Origin of the sequence: Streptomyces sp. 796.1 (assembly GCF_047525675.1) — a bacterium.
Classification (GTDB): domain Bacteria; phylum Actinomycetota; class Actinomycetes; order Streptomycetales; family Streptomycetaceae; genus Streptomyces.
The window spans coordinates 142,504-160,916 of sequence record NZ_JBLIWA010000013.1; the positions used below are offsets into that span (position 1 = coordinate 142,504).

The 18,413-nt window shown below is 72.7% G+C and carries 12 protein-coding genes and 2 pseudogenes; 8 read left to right on the forward strand and 6 right to left on the reverse strand.

Annotated elements, in window-relative coordinates; translation table 11 throughout:
- Complete coding sequence (nuoN, locus tag ACMA1D_RS11665) at nucleotides 1–1,653, forward strand: NADH-quinone oxidoreductase subunit NuoN (RefSeq protein WP_414723826.1); 1,653 nt, start codon at nucleotides 1–3, stop codon at nucleotides 1,651–1,653.
- Between the two features lie 282 nt (nucleotides 1,654–1,935).
- Here nuoN and ACMA1D_RS11670 read toward each other — a convergent pair whose 3' ends face one another.
- Nucleotides 1,936–2,469 (reverse strand): hypothetical protein, encoded by a 534-nt coding sequence (locus ACMA1D_RS11670; protein WP_414723827.1) that lies wholly within the window; start codon nucleotides 2,467–2,469, stop codon nucleotides 1,936–1,938.
- 270 nt (nucleotides 2,470–2,739) lie between these two features.
- Nucleotides 2,740–3,966, reverse strand: coding sequence for a fumarylacetoacetase (fahA, locus tag ACMA1D_RS11675; RefSeq protein ID WP_414723828.1), 1,227 nt, complete (start codon nucleotides 3,964–3,966; stop codon nucleotides 2,740–2,742).
- 1,139 nt (nucleotides 3,967–5,105) lie between these two features.
- Here fahA and ACMA1D_RS11680 point away from each other — a divergent pair.
- The 4 genes from ACMA1D_RS11680 to ACMA1D_RS11695 all read left to right on the forward strand — a co-directional run bounded on the left by ACMA1D_RS11680 (nucleotide 5,106) and on the right by ACMA1D_RS11695 (nucleotide 11,398).
- A complete protein-coding gene (locus tag ACMA1D_RS11680) occupies nucleotides 5,106–6,116 on the forward strand; it encodes a polyprenyl synthetase family protein (RefSeq protein WP_414723829.1) in 1,011 nt (336 codons plus the stop codon).
- A 630-nt stretch (nucleotides 6,117–6,746) separates the two neighbouring features.
- Nucleotides 6,747–7,892: a LolA family protein gene (locus ACMA1D_RS11685; RefSeq protein ID WP_414723830.1), complete on the forward strand. Its 1,146-nt coding sequence runs from the start codon at nucleotides 6,747–6,749 to the stop codon at nucleotides 7,890–7,892.
- Nucleotides 7,893–9,072: 1,180 nt separating this feature from the next.
- A complete protein-coding gene (locus ACMA1D_RS11690) occupies nucleotides 9,073–10,050 on the forward strand; it encodes an ABC transporter ATP-binding protein (protein WP_414723831.1) in 978 nt (325 codons plus the stop codon).
- A 370-nt stretch (nucleotides 10,051–10,420) separates the two neighbouring features.
- A complete protein-coding gene (locus ACMA1D_RS11695) occupies nucleotides 10,421–11,398 on the forward strand; it encodes an ABC transporter permease (RefSeq protein ID WP_414723832.1) in 978 nt (325 codons plus the stop codon).
- Nucleotides 11,399–11,582: 184 nt separating this feature from the next.
- On the opposite strand, the gene ACMA1D_RS11700 is transcribed toward ACMA1D_RS11695, so the two are convergent.
- On the reverse strand, nucleotides 11,583–12,605 hold the full coding sequence (locus ACMA1D_RS11700) for a M28 family metallopeptidase (RefSeq protein ID WP_414723833.1): 1,023 nt from the start codon (nucleotides 12,603–12,605) through the stop codon (nucleotides 11,583–11,585).
- Between the two features lie 556 nt (nucleotides 12,606–13,161).
- The gene (locus tag ACMA1D_RS11705) at nucleotides 13,162–13,620 is read right to left on the reverse strand and encodes a VOC family protein (protein WP_414723834.1); all 459 of its coding nucleotides are present in this window, start codon (nucleotides 13,618–13,620) and stop codon (nucleotides 13,162–13,164) included.
- 196 nt (nucleotides 13,621–13,816) lie between these two features.
- Between ACMA1D_RS11705 and ACMA1D_RS11710 the strand changes: the two are divergent.
- Nucleotides 13,817–14,404, forward strand: a pseudogene (locus tag ACMA1D_RS11710) (CGNR zinc finger domain-containing protein); the annotation flags it as partial.
- 42 nt (nucleotides 14,405–14,446) lie between these two features.
- Nucleotides 14,447–14,941, forward strand: a complete 495-nt coding sequence (locus ACMA1D_RS11715; protein WP_414723840.1) for an SRPBCC family protein — start codon at nucleotides 14,447–14,449, stop codon at nucleotides 14,939–14,941.
- A gap of 88 nt (nucleotides 14,942–15,029) precedes the next feature.
- Here ACMA1D_RS11715 and rarD read toward each other — a convergent pair whose 3' ends face one another.
- A complete protein-coding gene (gene rarD / locus ACMA1D_RS11720; RefSeq protein ID WP_414723835.1) occupies nucleotides 15,030–16,157 on the reverse strand; it encodes an EamA family transporter RarD in 1,128 nt (375 codons plus the stop codon).
- Nucleotides 16,158–16,404: 247 nt separating this feature from the next.
- On the reverse strand, nucleotides 16,405–17,277 hold the full coding sequence (locus tag ACMA1D_RS11725; protein ID WP_414723836.1) for an SDR family oxidoreductase: 873 nt from the start codon (nucleotides 17,275–17,277) through the stop codon (nucleotides 16,405–16,407).
- A gap of 350 nt (nucleotides 17,278–17,627) precedes the next feature.
- On the opposite strand from ACMA1D_RS11725, the pseudogene ACMA1D_RS11730 reads away from it, so the two are divergent.
- Nucleotides 17,628–17,957, forward strand: a pseudogene (locus ACMA1D_RS11730) (winged helix-turn-helix transcriptional regulator); the annotation flags it as partial.
- Nucleotides 17,958–18,413: the final 456 nt, after the last annotated feature.

Consider the following 18,413-nt stretch of genomic DNA (forward strand, 5'->3'; position numbering starts at 1 on the left):
GTGGCAGATCCCGGAACGGTCCACAGCCTGTGGACCACGGCGGCCGAGTCGCCGGAGAAGTTCGAGGCGCCGCACATCGAGTACGGCCAGCTCTCCCCCACGCTGATCATTCTCGGCGCGGCCATCGTGGGCGTACTGATCGAGGCGCTGCTGCCCCGCAAGGCGCGGTACGGGGCGCAGTTGCTCACCAGCGTGCTGGGCGTCGCCGGCGCGTTCGCCGCCGTCATCGGCCTGGCCGTCAGCGACTACGGCACCAGCAAGGCCCGGGTCGCGGCGGAGGGCGCCATCGCGGTGGACGGCCCGGCGCTCTTCCTCCAGGGCACCATCCTGCTGGTCTCGCTGGTCGCGGTCTTCACCTTCGCCGAGCGCCGGCTCGATCCGGCGGCGCACGGCAACCGGGTGGACTCGTTCGCGGCCCAGGCCGCGGCGGTGCCCGGCGGCGACGCCGAGCGGGAGGCCACCCGCGCAGGCTTCACCACCACCGAGGTCTTCCCGCTGCTGATGTTCGCGGTCGCCGGGCTGCTGGTCTTCCCCTCGGCCAACGACCTGCTGACGCTGTTCGTCGCCCTTGAGGTGTTCTCGCTGCCGCTGTACGTGCTGTGTGCGCTGGCCCGCCGCCAGCGGCTCATGTCACAGGAGTCGGCGGTCAAGTACTTCCTCCTCGGCGCGTTCTCCTCGGCGTTCCTGCTGTTCGGCATCGCCCTGCTGTACGGGTACGCGGGCTCGGTCAGCTACGCCCGGATCGCCGACGTGGTCGACGGCGAGGTCGCCGACATCACCCCGGCGCTGGCCCAGACGATGGGCAACGACGCACTGCTGCTGATCGGCGGCGCGATGGTGCTGATGGGGCTGCTCTTCAAGGTCGGCGCAGTGCCGTTCCACATGTGGACCCCGGACGTCTACCAGGGCGCCCCGACCCCGGTCACCGGCTTCATGGCGGCGGCCACCAAGGTCGCGGCCTTCGGCGCGCTGCTGCGCCTGTTGTACGTGGTGCTGCCGGGACTGCGGTGGGACTGGCGCCCGGTGATGTGGGGGGTGGCCATCGTCACCATGCTGGGCGGCGCGATCGTCGCGGTCACCCAGACCGACATGAAGCGGCTGCTCGCGTACTCCTCCATCGCCCACGCCGGCTTCATCCTGGCGGGCGTGATCGCCACCAACGAGCAGGGCGTCTCCTCGGTCCTCTTCTACCTGGCGGCCTACTCCTTCGTGACGCTGGGCGCGTTCGCCGTGGTCACGCTGGTGCGGGACGCGGGTGGCGAGGCCACCCACCTGTCGAAGTGGGCCGGGCTCGGCCGGCGTTCGCCACTGGTCGGGGCGGTCTTCGCGGTCTTCCTGCTGGCCTTCGCCGGCATCCCGCTCACCTCGGGATTCGCCGGCAAGTTCGCGGTCTTCAAGGCGGCGGCCGAGGGCGGCGCGGGCGCGCTGGTCGTGGTGGGCGTGGTGTCGTCGGCCATCGCCGCGTTCTTCTACATCCGGGTCATCGTGCTGATGTTCTTCAGCGAGCCCCGGGCGGACGGCCCCACGGTCGCGGTACCGAGCGTGCTGACCTCGTCGGCGATCGCCATCGGGGTCGCGGTCACGCTGGTGCTGGGCGTCGCGCCGCAGTACTTCCTGGAACTGGCCGGCGATGCGGGGGTCTTCGTACGGTAGCTCCCGCCCCGCCCCGGCGCCGCGCTGTGGCCTGTGAGTGCCGGCCAGCGGCGCCGCATGACGGCTTTCGGCCCGGCTCCTCCCGCTCGGTTCGGGAGGAGCCGCGTCTTTGGGGTGCGCGGGCCGGGGCCTGGCGGCCGGGCACGGGCCGTGGGGTGGCCGTACGCGGGCCCGCGGCGCGCGCGGGGCACGGGCGGGCCGGCTTGCGCGGGCCGCGGGCCGCGGGGCGTGGTGGCTTGTGCGGGCCGGGGCGGCTCGGGGCCAGGTGAGAGGGGCGCGGGGTCAGCCGCCGAGGCCGCCGGTGTTCTTGAGGTCGCCCAGGTCCCCGAGGTCGCCCAGGTCACCCAGGTCGGTGGGGAGGCCGGACGGGGTGGGGATGGCGTCGCCGGGCTTCGGCTGGAGGAAGACGTCGTTCTCGGAGAGCGCGTCCCAGTCGACGGTGAGGCTGCCGTCCGCGCCCGGCGTGACCTTGCCCATGGTGCGGTCGGTGTTGCCATCGGCGCACTTGAGCATCAGCGTGTTCTGCTGGTAGGTGCCGGTGCAGGCGCGCGGGCCCGCCAGGACTGCGGTCTTGTCCTTGATGACGAGCACCAGGCGCTGCCCGTCGCCGGCGTCCTTGGTCAGGTACGTGCCCTCGACCTTCGCGCCCTCGCCGGCGTCGTCCGCCGGCGCATCGCTCGGCTGCTGCTCGGCCCCCGTGGGCGTCTGCTTCGCCTTGTCGCCGTCCTTGTCGCCGTCGCCGTCACTGCTGCCGCACCCCGTGACGAGCAGGGCGGCGAGGACCGACGCACCAGCGATCGTGGCTGCCTTGCGCACGCGCTTCTCCATCCGTTCCGACCGCCCCGTCCCCCGGAACGGCCGCTGTACTTGGTCAGGAGCCTGACAACGTAGCAGCAGGCCCGCCCGCGCCAGCGGCCGGACGGGCCGCGGGCGGCGGGACGGGGCATCTGGTGGCCGCTTGGCGTACGGGGCCGGACGGACGGGGGCCGGAGGCCGTACCACCGGTGGGCAGTTGGTGTGCAGCCGGTGTGCAGCCGATCGGCGTTCGGCGGGCGCCCGGCGGGCGTTGGGTGGGGCGACGGCGGGTCAGCCGGCGGCGGTGATCTGGCCGGTGACCTCGCCGAGGCCGATGCGCACGCCGTCCGGGCCGGGGGCCCAGGCGGTGATCGTGACCTCGTCGCCGTCTTCGAGGAAGGCCCGCTTGCCGGTGGGGAGTTCCACCGGGTCGCGGCCCGACCAGGTCAGTTCGAGCAGGCAGCCGCGCTCTTCGGGGTTCGGGCCGCTGATGGTGCCGGAGGCGAACACGTCGCCGGTGCGCAGCGTGGCGCCGTTCACGGTCATGTGCGCGAGCTGCTGCGCGGCCGTCCAGTACATGGCGGAGAACGGTGGGCGCGAGATGACGTGCCCGTTCAGCGCGACCTCCAGGCGGATGTCGAAGCCGTCGGGCTCGGCCGCGTCCGAGTCGTCCAGGTACGGCAACAGCGGGAAGTCCCGTGCCGGCGGCGCCGTACGGGCGTGGGCCAGCGCGTCCAGCGGGGTGACCCAGGCGGAGACCGAGGTGGCGAAGGACTTGCCGAGGAACGGGCCGAGCGGCACGTACTCCCACGCCTGGATGTCGCGCGCCGACCAGTCGTTGAGCAGGCTCACGCCGAAGACGTGGTCGGCGAAGGCGCCCAGCGGCACGGGCTTGCCCGGCTCGGACGGCGTGCCGACGACGAACGCCATCTCCGCCTCGATGTCCAGGCGCTGCGACGGCCCGAAGGTGGGGGCGGCGTCGGCGGGCGCCTTGCGCTGGCCGGAGGGGCGGGGCACCGGGGTGCCGCTGACCACGATGGTGCCGGCGCGGCCGTGGTAACCGATGGGCAGGTGCTTCCAGTTGGGCGTCAGCGGGTCGCTGTTGGGCCGGAAGATCTGGCCGACGTTGCTGGCGTGGTGCTCGCTCGCGTAGAAGTCGACGTAGTCGGCCACCTCGTACGGGAGGTGCAGCGTGACGTCGGCCAGCGGCAGGAGCAGCGGTTCGACGGTTGCGCGCGCCGCCGGGTCGGTGAGGGCGCTGGTCAACTCCGCGCGGACGGCGGTCCAGACCGGGCGTCCGGCGGCGAGCAGCGGGTTGAGGGTGGGCGCGGCGAGCACGGCGGCGTGGGCGGAACCGGTGGCCTCGGCCAGCGCGTGCACATCCAGGAGGTACGAGCCGAACCGGACGCCGATCCGCCGCCGCTGCGGCTCGTCGGCGGTGGTGAAGACGCCGTACGGCAGGTTGTGCGGACCGAAGGGGTCGCCCTCGGCCAGGTCGAACGGGCTGTGCTGGGGCATGGGGTGCTGCCTCGCCTTCTCCTCGTCTCCAAGCTGGCAGGCCACAGACTACGTCGTGAAATTGCGGGTGGAAGGGGGTCGGAGGGCCGTTCCTGTACACCGAGGTTGTTCGGATATCGGACAGCAGGTCTTCTATATCGGTGCTGGTGTGCCGCATTTCGGAACTCGCTCCCCGGATTGCGGAGTTCCGTTCCCTGCCTCTGCCGCCCGGGCGGGCCTTCGGCGTGCTTGTTCGCCAGCGGTGGGGTGGCTCGGGTTGGGGGGCTGTGGGGTGTGGGGCGGCTGCTGCTGGGTGTGGGGAATGTGGGTTGCGGAGGCGTGGGGTGTGGGGTGCGGGTCGGCGGCGGTCGGGTGTGCCGTTCGGGTGCGCTGCGTGTGCGGGATGTTCCTCACAGTTTGTGTGGTGGAGGAGGTGGGGGAGCCTGTGGAGGCGGCTGATGCGTGCATGGCGTCAACCCCGGGCTCCGGCTGCCGCGGCCCGCGGGGTGGGGGTGCGGGCGGCGAGGGGTGGGCCGGGTCGGTCGAGTCGGGGGTGTGGTGGTTGGTGTGGGTGCCCGGGCCCTGTGGGTGCCCGGGCTGTGGGGGTGGCGCCGGGCGGCGTCAGACGGGGGTGGGGCGGGCCCCGTACGCCTCCTTGTGGGTGGGCCGGTGAGGTGCTTGCCCCTTCTTGTGGGTGGGGCGGAGTGGGTGGGGCGGATGTGGACGGGGTGTGTACGTCTCCCCGTAGGTGGGGTGGCTTGAGGTGGATGAGGGTGGCGGTGCGGGGTGCGGGCGCCCGTCGTGGGGGCGGCAGGTTCCTGCGGGCGCATGAGGTTCGGCGCGGCGGTGTGCGGGGCACCTCGGGGGGTAGCCGGGGACGTGGGGCGGGGCCCCGGCCGCTCCCGGGCGGGCCGTTCGCCCAAGCGCCATCTGGTGGCAATCCGCCGGCAGCGCGGACGAATCCGTGCCGACCGGGGCATACCCGCCCGCGCAAGACGGACGATCCGGGGCAGTGATCTTGAAGCGCCGAACGATCCGGGGAGCAGCCCGGCCGGGAAGGCGCTCACGGTGATCGATACCCGACCGGATACGCTGCCTCGTGGTGGAGACAGCGACACATCGACATTCCACGTGATCGTAGGCAGACAGGAGTACCTCTCGTGACCGTCGTCGGGCCCCTTGGGCTGACCGTGCGGGACCAGGCTCTGGAAGCCGATACCCAAGCCGGGTTGGTGGCCGTCGAAGAGGGCCTGCTGGAGGCCACCAAGAGCGACGTGCCGTTCATCACGGAGGCGGCCCAGCACCTGGTGCGCGCGGGCGGCAAGCGCTTCCGGCCGCTCCTGGTGCTGCTGGCGGCACAGTTCGGGGACCCGCACGCACCGGGCGTCGTACCGTCGGCCGTCGTCGTCGAGCTGACCCACCTGGCGACCCTCTACCACGACGACGTCATGGACGAGGCCGACGTACGCCGCGGCGTGGCCAGCGCCAACAGCCGCTGGGGCAACTCGCTCGCCGTCCTGACCGGCGACTTCCTCTTTGCCCGCGCCTCGCACATCCTGGCCGACCTGGGCCCGGAGGCGGTCCGCATCCAGGCCGAGGCGTTCGAACGGCTGGTCACCGGCCAGATCCTGGAGACGGCCGGGCCGCGCGACGGCCGCGACCCGATCGACCACTACCTGGACGTCCTGGCCGGCAAGACCGGCTCGCTGGTCGCCGTCTCGGGCCGGCTCGGCGCGATGATGGCCGGCGCCGACGAGAGCACCATCAGCGTGCTCACCCAGTACGGGGAGCGCCTCGGCATCGCCTTCCAGCTCGCCGATGACGTACTCGACATCGCCAGCGACTCGCACGAATCGGGCAAGACCCCCGGCACCGACCTGCGCGAGGGCATTGCCACGCTGCCGGTGCTGCACCTGCGGGCCCAGGCCCGCGCGACCGGTTCGGCGGCCGACCGCGAACTGTGCGCACTCCTTGAAGGTGACCTCTCGGACGACGCCCGGCACGCCGAGGTGCTGCACCGACTGCGCGCCCACCCCGCGCTGGAGCAGGCCCGACGCGACACCCTGCGGTACGCCGCGGAGGCCCGCGCCATGCTCGCCCCGCTCCCCGACGGCCCCGCGCGGGTGGCCCTTGAGAGCCTGTGCGACGCGGTCGTCCACCGCGCCGGCTGACCCACCACGGCCGCGTACCCCGCGGCCCGCGACCGGCGGCCCCTGAGCGGACCGCAGGACGGGCGTCCCCGCGGGGGACGTACGGGTACCTGCCCGCGCCCCTGCCGTACCTGCGGGGCAGTGGGGCCCTGAGTCTGCGGGGCCGCGGGGCGGTGGCCCTGTGCGGCGGCGGGACGGCGGCGGGCCGCCGAGGTGCGCACCCGCGGGTGCCTGAGGGGTGGCGCGGGCGCTCGGCGGGACGGGGGAGTGGGCACGTACCACGGGTGGAGCCACCTGCGCGGCAGCCGGACGAGCGGCCGGAGTTCCCGTACGCGGCCCTGGTCTTGCCCCGATAACCCTGTTCTTTCGTCGTACGGACGTCATCCCGCAGGGGTACGGGATGTTGCTCCTGCGGGGGGACGCTACGGGGCGGCGCTTTTGATGGGATGAAGAAGTCACCACACGGCGGAACGGGTCACAATGAACCCGAGGGTGGACGAGTGCGATGTTGATGGACCGCCGGCCGACGACGGAGGTAGAGCAGTGACGGCACGAACCCGATCGACACAGGCCACGGGAGACTGGGGCGACGAGCGCCCCGCACGGCGACACAAAGCTGCGCGGTACGCCGTCCCGGTTGCGGTGGCGGGGGTGGCTGCGGCGACGATCGGGCTGGTCCCGGCGCTCGCCAACACCGGCGACCCCGACCTGCCGAAGATCACGGCTGAAGAACTCATAGCGAAGATCGCCGCATCGGACACGCAGCAGCTCTCCGGCTCGGTGAAGATCAGCACGGACCTGGGCATTCCCGGCCTCTCGGCGGGCTCCTCGCTGGGCGGGTTCGGCGGTCTTGGCGGTGGCGACCACGAGGGCTCCGACGACGGCCCGGGCTCCGCCGCGCCGCAGGCCAAGCTGACCGAACTGGCGGCCGGCTCGCACACGCTGCGCGTCGCCTTCGACGGCCCGGAGAAGCAGCGCGTCTCGATCATCGAGGACGCCGCCGAGTACAGCCTGATCCACAACGCCGACCAGGTGTGGGCGTACGACAGTGGCAGCAACAGCGTCTACCACGCGACCGCACCCAAGCACGACCGCTCGTACGGCAAGGGCAAGCAGGCGGAGAAGCTGCCGAAGGACCTGACCGACGCCACTCCGCAGGAGCTGGCCAAGAAGGTCCTGGCCGCGGCGGACGACACCACGTCCGTCTCGGTGGACGGCACGGCGAAGGTCGCCGGGCGCGATGCCTACCAGCTCAAGATCACGCCGCAGGGTGACACCACCCTCGGCGACATCCGGATCGCGGTGGACGCCGACAACGGCGTGCCGCTCAAGTTCACGCTCGCACCGAAGAGCGGTGGCAAGGCCGCCATCGAGGTGGGCTTCACCAAGGTCGACTTCGGCAAGCCGAAGGCGAGCACCTTCGACTTCACGCCGCCCAAGGGCGCCAAGGTCACCGAGCAGAAGGACCTCGACCGCAAGGCAGACAAGGCGCTGCCGCACGCGGAACTGGACGCCAAGGACCTCTCCGGTCTGAACGTGATCGGCGAGGGCTGGGGCACGGTCGCCAAGCTCAAGCTGCCCGGTGGCGTGCCCACCGGCGAGCAGGGTGACAGTGACGAGGGCGCCGTTGCCCAACAGTTCCTGGACAAGCTCGGCGACAAGGTCAAGGGCGACTTCGGCAGTGGCACGGTGTTCTCCACCCGCCTGGTCAACGCCCTGCTGACGGACGACGGCGCCGTCTACGTCGGCGCGGTCGGCAAGGACACGCTGATCGAGGCAGCCAACGCGGGCAAGTAGCCGACGCGAAGCGGGCACGGGGTTGCCGTCCGTGGCGGCCCCGGCCCGCCGGACACCGGACGGGCGGGCGGGATCCCGCCCGTCCAGCACCGTCCGGACCGCCCGACGATCGGCACCGCTGATCGGTACCCGGCCGCCCGGTCGTGCGCCCGCCCTCGCGGTACGCACCTCCGGGCGGCTTTGCCGCGCAGCCGTCCTGCCCCGCCCTCCGTACGCCGCTGCCACCCGCCGCAGCCGGGCCTGCGACACCCACCGAAGCCACCCCGACCCCAACGTCACGGTCGCGGCCACCCACCTCACGGCCGTTGCCGTCCCCAGGACCAGCGCCAACCCTCCGGCCGCGTTCAACCCCATGGCCCGCCCCCGCCCCAGGACCCACCCCACGGCCAGGACCAACCCCATGGCCACGGCCAGTACCACCGCCGCACCACTGACCCCGCAGGCCCCACCTGCCGTGGCCACCCCGGTCAGCTCGTTCCCGGTCCCGACCCGGTCCCGGCGGTGCACGTGGCGCCGGCGGTGGGCGCTTCGGCGGGGCCCGCTGCCGCAGCGGCGGCCGACCCCGGCGACCCGGGCACTCCCGCGGTCACCGGCCCACCCACCACCCGCTCTGTCCGCACGGACACCGAGCACCGCGCGGACACCGAGCACCGCGCGTACCCCGGGTCCCGTGCGGCGCCCGTGGCCCGTGCGGATGGCGGGGCCGAGTGACGGGCGCGGCTCCGGGCGGGGGCCTGCCGCGCCGGCTGGGGCGGGTGCGTTGCGCCGGCGCCCGGCCCCGCGGACGAGCGGGGGTGGTCCGCAGGTGACCAGGCGTTGCGTCCGAGCCGGGCCGGTGAGCCCCGCAGGGGCGGCCCGCCCGACCGCACCGGCTCGCCACCCCCATGGCACGGCCCCACGGCCGTCACCCGGGCCGCGCGCGGGGCTCCGGCCCGGCCCTCCTGGCCCGGACGGGGCCGGGTGGGGCGGTGAGGGGGCCGCGGTCTTGAACCCCGCGGGGTGACACTGGGGCGGAGGCCGGGGCGTCGTACGGTCAGGTGAAGATCGCTCGTGCGCGGGGAGCCGGCCTGGTGGGTCGGGGCGGCTGCCGGGTAGGGCGACGTACGAGAGGCACGAGAAGCCGCGCATGCGGACCGTTGGCACGAACCGGGTGAAGGCCCGGACGACGAAGGGGGAGCCTGTGGACGAGCCGTCCGCCGGATCGACGCCCGCGGTGGAGACCCGCGGGCTCACGAAGCGGTACCGGGGTGGGCAGCTCGCCGTGGACGGGCTCGACCTGGTCGTGCCGCGCGGCAGCGTCTTCGGCTTCCTCGGGCCCAACGGCTCGGGGAAGACGACCACCATCCGGATGCTGATGGGCCTGATCGAGCCGACATCGGGCGCCGCCAGGCTGCTCGGTGCGCCCATGCCGCGCGCCTCCCGCCACGTCCTGCCCAAGGTCGGCGCACTGATCGAGGGACCCGCCCTGTACGGGTTCCTGTCCGGCCGGGACAACCTCATCAGGTACGACGCCGCCGACCCGACCGCCGATCCGCACACCCGTCCGGCCCGGGTCGCCGCGGCCCTCGACCGGGTGGGCCTGACGGCGGCATCGGGGAAGAAGGCCCGTGCGTACTCGTTGGGCATGAAGCAGCGCCTGGGCCTGGCCGCCGCCCTGCTCCAACCGCGTGACCTGCTCATCCTGGACGAGCCGACCAACGGCCTCGACCCACAGGGCATGCGCGAGATCCGCACCCTGATACGGGAACTCGCCGATGACGGCATCACGGTCTTCCTCTCCTCCCATCTGCTCGACGAGATCGAGCACGTGTGCACCCATGCGGCCGTCATGGCACAGGGACGCCTGATCACCCAGGGCACGGTCGCGGAACTGGCGGCCGACACCCGCGGCCGGCTCGTCGTCACCACCCCCGACACGGCCGATGCGGTCCGGGTCCTCAAGGAGTACGGAGTGACCGACCTCGAAGTCACCGGCGACCGGATCACGGGCGAACCACCCCTGCTCCAGCCCTCGGACGGCGCCCCCGCCGATCTCGCCGAACTGAACGCCACGCTCGTCCACGCCGGCGTCCGCGTACGCGGATTCGGTACGGAACGGGCCTCCCTTGAGGACGCGTTCGTCGCACTGACCGGGGAGGGCTTCGATGTCGCGGGCTGAGCGGGCTGAGCGGGCTGAGCGGGCTGAGCGGGCCGTGCCGGCCGGGCAGGGGGAGCCGACCGATCAGAGCGGGCCGGCCGCTGAGCCGGTGGAACCTGCCGCCGGGCGGGCGGAACCCGTCACCGGACCGGCCACCGGACCCGCGGAAACGGAGGCGCAGGCCGAGCCGCCGGCGCCGGAGCCGGCCTCCGGGCCGGTGGAGCGAACCGCCCCGCCAGAGTCGCCACAGCCAGGAGGGCCAGGAGAGCCAGCAGAACCGGCGCAACGAGCGGCGCGTGCGGCTTCGCCCGAGCCGGCAGGGTCGGCGCTGCCGAAGCCACCAGGACCAGCGCTGCCAGAGTCGTCGCAGCCAGAGACGGAGGTGCGTACCGTGTCGTCCGGTACCGACGAACGCGCTGGTGAGGCCAGCTCGACGCGCGTCACCCAGCACGCTGGCCACGGCGCGGACGGGCCCTTGCTCGCACCCCGTGGCGGTGGAGCCGTCGCCCTGCCCCGCAGCACGAGCCCCCTGTGGTCGCTGGCCCTGTTCCGCAGCGAACTGGGCATCACCTTCCGCCGCTGGCGCACCCTGGCCCTGCTCGTGGTGTTGGCCCTGGTACCGATCCTGGTCGGCATCGCCGTGAAGATCGAGACCAGCGACGGCGGCACCATCGGCGACGGTGGCGGGGACGGCGAGGGCCCGGCCTTCCTCACCCAGGTCACCAACAACGGCATCTTCCTCGTCTTCACCTCTCTCGCCGCGACGCTGCCGGTCTTCCTGCCGATGGCGGTCGGGGTGATAGCCGGCGACTCCATCGCCGGCGAGGCGAGCGCGGGGACGCTGCGCTACCTCCTGGTGGCTCCGGCCGGCCGGACCCGGCTGCTGCTGGTCAAGTACGTCACGGCGCTGGTGTTCTGCCTGGCTGCCACCCTGACGGTGGCGCTGGTCGCGCTGGGGGTCGGTGCGCTGCTCTTCCCGTTGGGCGATGTCACCCTGATCTCCGGTACGCGCATTTCCTTCGCGGAGGGGATCGGCCGGGCCACGGTGGTCGCGGCGGTGGTCGCGCTCTCGCTGGTGGGGCTGACCGCCCTCGGCCTGTTCATCTCGACGCTCACCAACAGCGGCATCGCGGCGATGGCCGCAACCGTCGGGCTGCTCATCACGGTGCAGATCCTGGACAGCATCCCCCAACTGCACGTGATCCATCCGTACCTCTTCTCCCACTACTGGCTCAGCTTCGCCGACCTCCTCAGAGATCCCGTCTACTGGGACGAGATCGTCAAGAACCTCGGTCTCCAGGGCCTTTACGTGGCCGTCTTCGGCTCCCTCACCTGGGCGCGGTTCACCTCCCGCGACATCACGGCCTGACCGACGCGGCCCCAGCGGCCGGGGCACCCCTTCCCCGCCCCGGCCGCACCCGCAGGCACGCCGCTCGCCTGCCCGGTGGGGCAGGTGGGGCCGGTGGCCGGCGGCGGCCAGGGGCCGCCGCCGGGAGACCGGCCCGTTCAGCGACCGGTGCTCGGCCTGCGCCTGGAGTGCGGCGGCACAGGGGTTAGCGCGACGTGGAGAGCGTCCATATCGCGTGCGCTATGACGTCGCTGTTCCGGTCGAGCGCGGTGTCGTTGATGTTGGCGGTCGTGTCGCACGAGCGGTGGTAGCAGCGGTCGAACGCCTGGCCCGCGGTGCCGCCCCACTTCTGGGCCTGGGCCGCGGTCTTGACGCGGCCGGCGCCGGTGAACAGCCCACCGACCGGTATACCGACCCGCTGGAACGAGGCGTGGTCCGAGCGCCCGTCGCCCTCGGTCTCGATCTCGGTGGCGACGCCCTTGGCGGCGAACCACTCCTTGAACACCGCCTCCAGCCGACGGTCGTCGTCATAGACGAAGTAACCGGGGTTGGGAGACCCGACCATGTCGAAGTTGAGGTACGCGTCGATCTTCGACCGCTCGGTGCTCGGCAGGCTGTTCACATAGTGCCGCGAACCGAGGATGCCCAACTCCTCCGCGCCCCACCAGGCGAAACGCAGGTGTTGGGTCGGCTTGAGACCCTCTCGGGAGACCGCCAGCGCGGATTCGAGGATGGCGGCGGAGCCCGATCCGTTGTCGTTGATGCCCGCGCCTGCGGACACCGAGTCCAGGTGGGCGCCCGCCATCACCACGTTCTGCGGGTCACCACCGGGCCAGTCGGCGATCAGGTTGTACCCGGTGGCTCCGCTGGCGGTGAACTGCTGGACGGTCGTGGTGTACCCGGCGGCGTCCAGCTTCGCCTTGATGTAGTCGATCGAGGCCCGGTAGCCGGGGCGGCCGTGCGCACGGTTCCCACCGTTCCGCGAGGCGATCGACTGGAGCTGGTTCAGGTGGGCCTTGACGTTGGCCACCGGGATGTCGGGGGCGGCGAAGGCGGACGGGCTGCTCGCCGTGGTGTGCGCCGCCGCGGGTGTGGCGGAGGCCGTGGTGGCTGGCGATGCGGCGATCAGCCCGGCGAGGGCTCCGGCGGCGACGGTCGCCGTGGCGGCCCGGCGAAGCCAGGACGTCCGAGGCAACGGGGAAGCACTACGTGTGGGGTGCGTTGGCATACGAGGCTCCAGGTTTCCGGAATCCGAACGGATAGGACGGAACGAACAGCTCGCTGGGCGACGCCCACGCCCTGAGGTCGGGGAGCGCCAATGAGGCGAGAGGGGGAGCAGTTTGACGCGTGCATGATGCTCTGGTGTCTGCTCCGCCAAGGTCAAGAGGAATTCCGGACACCGCTCCCCGCATACCGTTCACACCCGGTCTGAGCAGCGAATGCCCCGCCTTTCCTGCGGTATCTCAGCCGTCATTGCAGTGGTCACCTCAGTCCTCGGCGCAGTGGTCGTCCCAGTGGTCATTCCAGTCGTCACCCCAGTGGCCGGTCCCGTCGTCACCTCACCGGCCACGTCCGCGGCCGGCGGTGTCGCGGCCTGCCGGCCGCGACACCGTGCCGGGGTGGTGACCGGCCCGGGGGGAGCCGGTGGAGCCACGCCCCCCGTGACGCCGCCGGCGCGGTCATCGGCCCTGACCGCGCGCGAGGCGATGAGTTGGTGGGCTACCCCACGGGGTTCGGGCAGCCCCGGTGCTGGGCGGAGAGCGGCTCGGGCCGGCTGCCGAAGGTCAGTGCAGGCAGAACTCCCCTCCTTCCGGATCGGTCATGACGACCCACTCGGTGCCGCCGCGCGCTCTGCGCTCGTGGGTCGCCGCGCCGAGCGCTTCCAATCTGGCCACCTCGCCCTCCAATGCGCCCGGCGGGCTGTGGAGGTCGAGGTGGAGTCGGTTCTTGACGACCTTCGGTTCGGGAACCCGCTGGAAGAGGATGCGCCGTCCGCGCCCCAGGTCGCTGTCGGGGTCGAAGGGGTCATCGGGGTGCCGGATGGCGATGAGGTCGCGCCAGGCCAGGTGCCCCTGGAACTCGACGGTCTCCTGCTCGTCGACCGCGCCCACGGCCAGCAGGCGTGAGATCAGCCGGCTGTTGTCCTCGACCCGATAGTGCAGGGCGGCAGCCCAGAAAGCGGCTTGCCGGTGGGGGTCTGCGGCATCGATGACCACCTTCCAGGCGAGGGGGGTCGTCTCCATGTCTGTCTCCTCTTGAGGTGGTCCGCGCTCTCCGTGGACCTGCGTTGCGGGCTCGGCCGGCTCAACTTGCCGGGAAAGTCGTCACGTTGTCGGTGAAGGCTGTCGATGGAGGGGGCGTCCTTCCGGGCCGCGGGCCCGCCCTCCACAGGTTCGTTTCCCACTTCTCCCGGGCCGTGAAACCAGTTATAGTGGTTACATGAGCGAGATGGCAATGGGTTTGATCCTCAAGTCGCCTGAAGGGACGTCCTTCCGCTTTGACCCCGGGGCGCTGTGCCTGGAGTTGGTGCCGACCGGCGGCCCGGGCCTGTTCGTGCGGTACGAGGTGCTGCACCAGCCCGCGGACCTCGTCGAGTGGGCGGCGCGTTCGCGGCTCAGCCCCACGCCGGAGGTCGAGGTGACGCCGGAGGAGTTGGTGGCCGCCCGGCAGTTGCGGGACGCGGTGCTGTGCATGGCTGCCGACCAGGCGCATGACCGACCGCTGGACCCCGCAGACCTCGCCATAGTCAATGCGGCTGCGGCCCACCCGCCCTTGGTGCCGCGGCTGGACGGCCCCGCCGAGCGCCACTGGGACGAGCCGGCGACCGGCCTTCAGTTGCTGTCGACGGTGGCCCGTGATGCGATCGAGCTGTTCTCCGGCCCGTACGTGGACCGCGTGCGGGAATGCGCGACGGACAACTGCTATCTGCTGTTCGTGGACACTTCGCGCCCCGGCCGCCGCCGGTGGTGCTCCATGCAGCGCTGCGGCAACCGCCACAAGGTGCGTGCCCTGCGCGCCCGTCAGGCGACGCCCGACGACGGCTTCTCCGACCTTCCGAAGGATCCCCCCATGCCCCAGGACACCCCGGGTGAGAGCGGTGCCGGCACCCGACGCGGCCCGAGCTCAAGCCCGCCTGAGCCCGACGCCGGGAGCGAGCGGCCGGTGGGGCTGACGCAGGACGCCGGATGGGAGATCGGCGTGTCCAAGACGCTGCCGCATCCGCCCTCCGTGGTCTGGGACTTCATCAGCGGTGACGAGGGCATCGCCATCTGGCTCGGGCCCGGGGCCGAACTGCACCGCGAGAAGGGGGCGACGTACGAGACCGACGACGGCGCCACCGGCGAGATCCGTGGCTACCGGCCCGGCGACCGCATCCGGCTGACCCACCGGCTGCCCGGCAGCGCCACGGACACCACGATCCAGGTGGCGGTCTCCCGGGCCCGCTCCGGTGAGAAGGCGGTGCTCAGGTTCCACCAGGAGAGGCTGGCGGACGAAGCGGAGCGGGCCGCGCAGCGCGAGCACTGGAAACGGGTGATGGCCCACCTCGCCGACGCCCTGGGCTGACGCTTCCGCGCGTCCGCGACGGCCGGCGGTGCGGGCTGGCGGCGGGGGCCGGCCCTGAGCGGCCGGGCGGGCGCCCGGCTGCAGGCCCTCACGGGCCCGGGACGCCGGGCCCCGGAGCGGCGGGGGGTTCGGCCTGCGCTGCGGCCCCGGCCGGGGCGGCGGTCTGGCCGGGCGCCTCCGCGGCCTGGGCGGCCGGTGGCTCCACGGCCGCCGCAGCCAACGGGGCTTCCGGGGCTGCCAGGGCCGCCGCGGAGGAGGCCACCACGGACTCGCCGGGGTGGACCGTGGCGGCGGCGCCGGCCCGGGCAGCCGCCGCGCGCAGTGCGGCCCGCGAGTGGCGCGCGGTCCGTAGGGCGTCCCAGGTCAGCAGGGCCAGGGCCAGCCAGACGAGGGCGAAGCCGGCCCACCGCTCGATGGGCATCTCCTCGTGGAAGACCACCAGACCGAGTACGAACTGAGAGGTCGGCGCGATGTACTGCATCATCCCGATCGTGGACAGCGGCAGCCGGACGGCCGAGGCGCCGAAGCAGATCAGCGGCAGTGCGGTGATGAACCCACAGCCCACCAGCAGCAGTGCGTGCCCCACGCCCTCGCTGGTGAACGTGCTGTCGCCACGTGCGCCCAGGAAGACCAGGAAGCCGAGCGCCGGCAGGAACTGGATACCGGTCTCGGCCGCGAGCGACTCCAGACCGTCCAGTCCGAGGCGCTTCTTGATGAGGCCGTAGGTGCCGAACGAGAAGGCCAGGGTCAGCGCGATCCACGGCGGCTTGCCGTAGCCGACCGTCAGGACCGCCACGGCGGCCACGCCGACACCGACCGCCGCCCACTGGGCCCTACGCAGCCGCTCATGCAGCAGCAACACCCCGAAAGCGATGCTGACCAGCGGATTGATGAAGTACCCCAGGGCCGCCTCGACCACATGGCCGGAGTTCACGCCCCAGATGTAGACGCCCCAGTTGACGGACATCACGGTGGCGGCGATCGCTATGAGTCCCAGCCGCTTGGGCTGCCGCAGCAGCGGGCCGATCCACGACCAGCGGCGCAACACCAACAGGATGATCACCACGGCGCCGAGCGACCACACCATCCGGTGCGCCAGGATCTCGACCGCCCCGGTCGGCTCCAACAGCGGCCAGTACAGAGGGAAGAGGCCCCACATGCCGTACGCCGCGAAGCCGTACGCAAGACCCGTGCGCGTCTCGTTGGCCGACGTCAACGCTTCCTCCCCGGCTGACCACCACAGTGGCGGCGACGAGTCGAACGTAGCGTCGCGACGGGCAGTCTGTCAGCCCCGTCCTGACATACGGTCATGACATTCGGCGGGGCCCGTGACACACCACGGCCGCCCCGGTCGCGCCGTACGCCCGCCACACCCGTGGTGAACTGCGAGAAGGGTGAGGCGTGTGGGGCGTACGGGCAGCCGTGGGGCGGCCGTGGAGAGGGGGCCGGGCCGGGCGGAGTGACTAACGCAACGCCAACGCCGCCGCGATGGACTCGGCGATCGGCGTCGTCGGGCGCCCGATCAGACGAGCCAGATCGCCACTCGTGCCGGCCAGCGAGCCGCGCTCGATGGCGGCGTCGACGTCGACCAGGATCGCGGCGAACGGCTCCGGCACACCGGCGCCGATCAGGAGCTCCTGGTGGGCGTCGGCCGAGAGGGCGGTGTGGCTGACCGGCTTGCCGGACTGGGCCGCGACCTCGGCCGCGTACTCAGCGAAGCTCCAGGCCACGTCGCCGCTCAGCTCGTACGCGGCTCCCTCGTGCCCCTCTCCGGTCAGCACGGCGACGGCCGCCGCGGCGTAGTCGGCCCGGGCCGCCGAGGCCACCCTGCCCTCGCCCGCGTTGCTCACCACGGCCCCGTGCTCAAGGACGGACGCCAGCCGGCCGGTGTAGTTCTCGTGGTACCAGCCGTTGCGCAGGAAGACGTACGGCAGGCCGGAGTCGAGGATGGCCTGTTCGGTCACCTTGTGCTCGGCGGCCAGTTGGAAGTCGGCGGCGGGGCCGCCCAGGATGCCGGTGTAGGCGAGCAGTGCGACGCCCGCCTCCTTGGCGGCGTCGATCACGGCCTGGTGCTGCGGCCCGCGCTGGCCGACCTCGCTGCCCGAGATGAACAGCACCCGCTCGCCGGCGCGGAAGGCACCCGCCAGCGTCTCCGGCTGGCCGTAGTCGGCGATGCGCAGCTCCACGCCGCGTGCGGCCAGGTCGGCGGCCTTGGCGCGGTCGCGCACGACGGCGGCGATCTCCCCGGCGGGCAGCTCGCCCGCGGCGACCTTGGCCAACAGCCCTTCGATGACGAGCTGGCCGAGCTGACCGGTGGCTCCGGTGACGACGATCATGTGTCTCTCCTCGTGAGAACGTGTCCAGTCACCGTAAGCGCCTCACTAACCATTCGTAAGTACCCACTTTGAAGTACGGTACTAGTATCAAGGGAAGGTGGCCTGACATGCGGAAACAGAATGGTGGGAGAGGCGTGATGCAGGTCAGGGAGGTGTCCGATGGGGGCGTTGACGCGGCCAGCCCGGCCAGCCCGGCCAGCCCCGCCGATCCGGCCAGCTCCGTTGACCCTGTCGGCGCTGCTGGCCCTGCCGGAGCTGCGGACCCTGCCGGCCCGGCCGGCTCCGCCGGGGCCGGGGCGCGGCAGCTCGATGCGCTCGACGTGCCGAAACCGCCGGACGTGCATGCGCCGATGTGCCCGTCGCGGCTGATCCTTGAGCACGTGACCAGCCGGTGGGGCGTGCTGGCGCTGGCGGCGCTGCGGGAAGGCACGCACCGGTTCAGCGAACTGCGGCGCCGGGTCGGCGGCGTCAGCGAGAAGATGCTCGCCCAGACCCTCCAGACGCTGGAGCGGGACGGGTTCGTGCACCGGGTGGCCTACCCGGTGATCCCGCCGCGCGTGGAGTACTCGCTGACCCCGCTGGGGGAGGAGGCCGCGGCGCAGGTGTGGGCCCTGGCGCGATGGTCGGAGCAGCGGGTGCCCGAGGTGCTGGCGGCCCGCGAGCAGTACGACGTACGACGCGGGGACGGGGCGGGGGCCGGGGCCGCTGCGGCGCCTGGCGGCGTTCGGCGGACTCGTACGGTCGCGGCCGGCGCTGTTGCTGCTGCCCCGGTTGCCGATGCCGGTGGCGCTGGTGGCCGCGTCGACGGCGGTGTCGGCCCGGCCGGCCCCGGGTCCAGCAGGGGTGGCGCGGCGCGCGCCGGTCGGGGGCGCGGGGCGCCGGCCCGGCAGAAGGACCGATAGAAGGCGCCGACAAGGCGGCGGCCCGACCCCCTGGAGCTGGGGGCCGGGCCATCAAGACGCCCGTACGGCGCGGGGCACGGACGGTGCCGGGCGGCGGGGCCGGCCAAGCGGTTCGGCCAGCCCGCTCCCGTACCGCGGCTGTCGCGAGGCATTACCGCCCCGGGCCGATCCGCCGCCGATGCGTCCTGCGGCCTGCGGTTATCCGGCCACGGTCCAGGTGTCGGTGCCGTGGAG

Bases quoted from the DNA above. Each gene is read 5' to 3' on its own strand.
- fahA (WP_414723828.1), bottom strand. From the start codon at position 3,966: ATGCCCCAGCACAGCCCGTTCGACCTGGCCGAGGGCGACCCCTTCGGT.
- ACMA1D_RS11700 (WP_414723833.1), bottom strand. From the start codon at position 12,605: ATGCCAACGCACCCCACACGTAGTGCTTCCCCGTTGCCTCGGACGTCC.
- ACMA1D_RS11705 (WP_414723834.1), bottom strand. From the start codon at position 13,620: ATGGAGACGACCCCCCTCGCCTGGAAGGTGGTCATCGATGCCGCAGAC.
- ACMA1D_RS11715 (WP_414723840.1), top strand. From the start codon at position 14,447: ATGCCCCAGGACACCCCGGGTGAGAGCGGTGCCGGCACCCGACGCGGC.
- ACMA1D_RS11725 (WP_414723836.1), bottom strand. From the start codon at position 17,277: ATGATCGTCGTCACCGGAGCCACCGGTCAGCTCGGCCAGCTCGTCATC.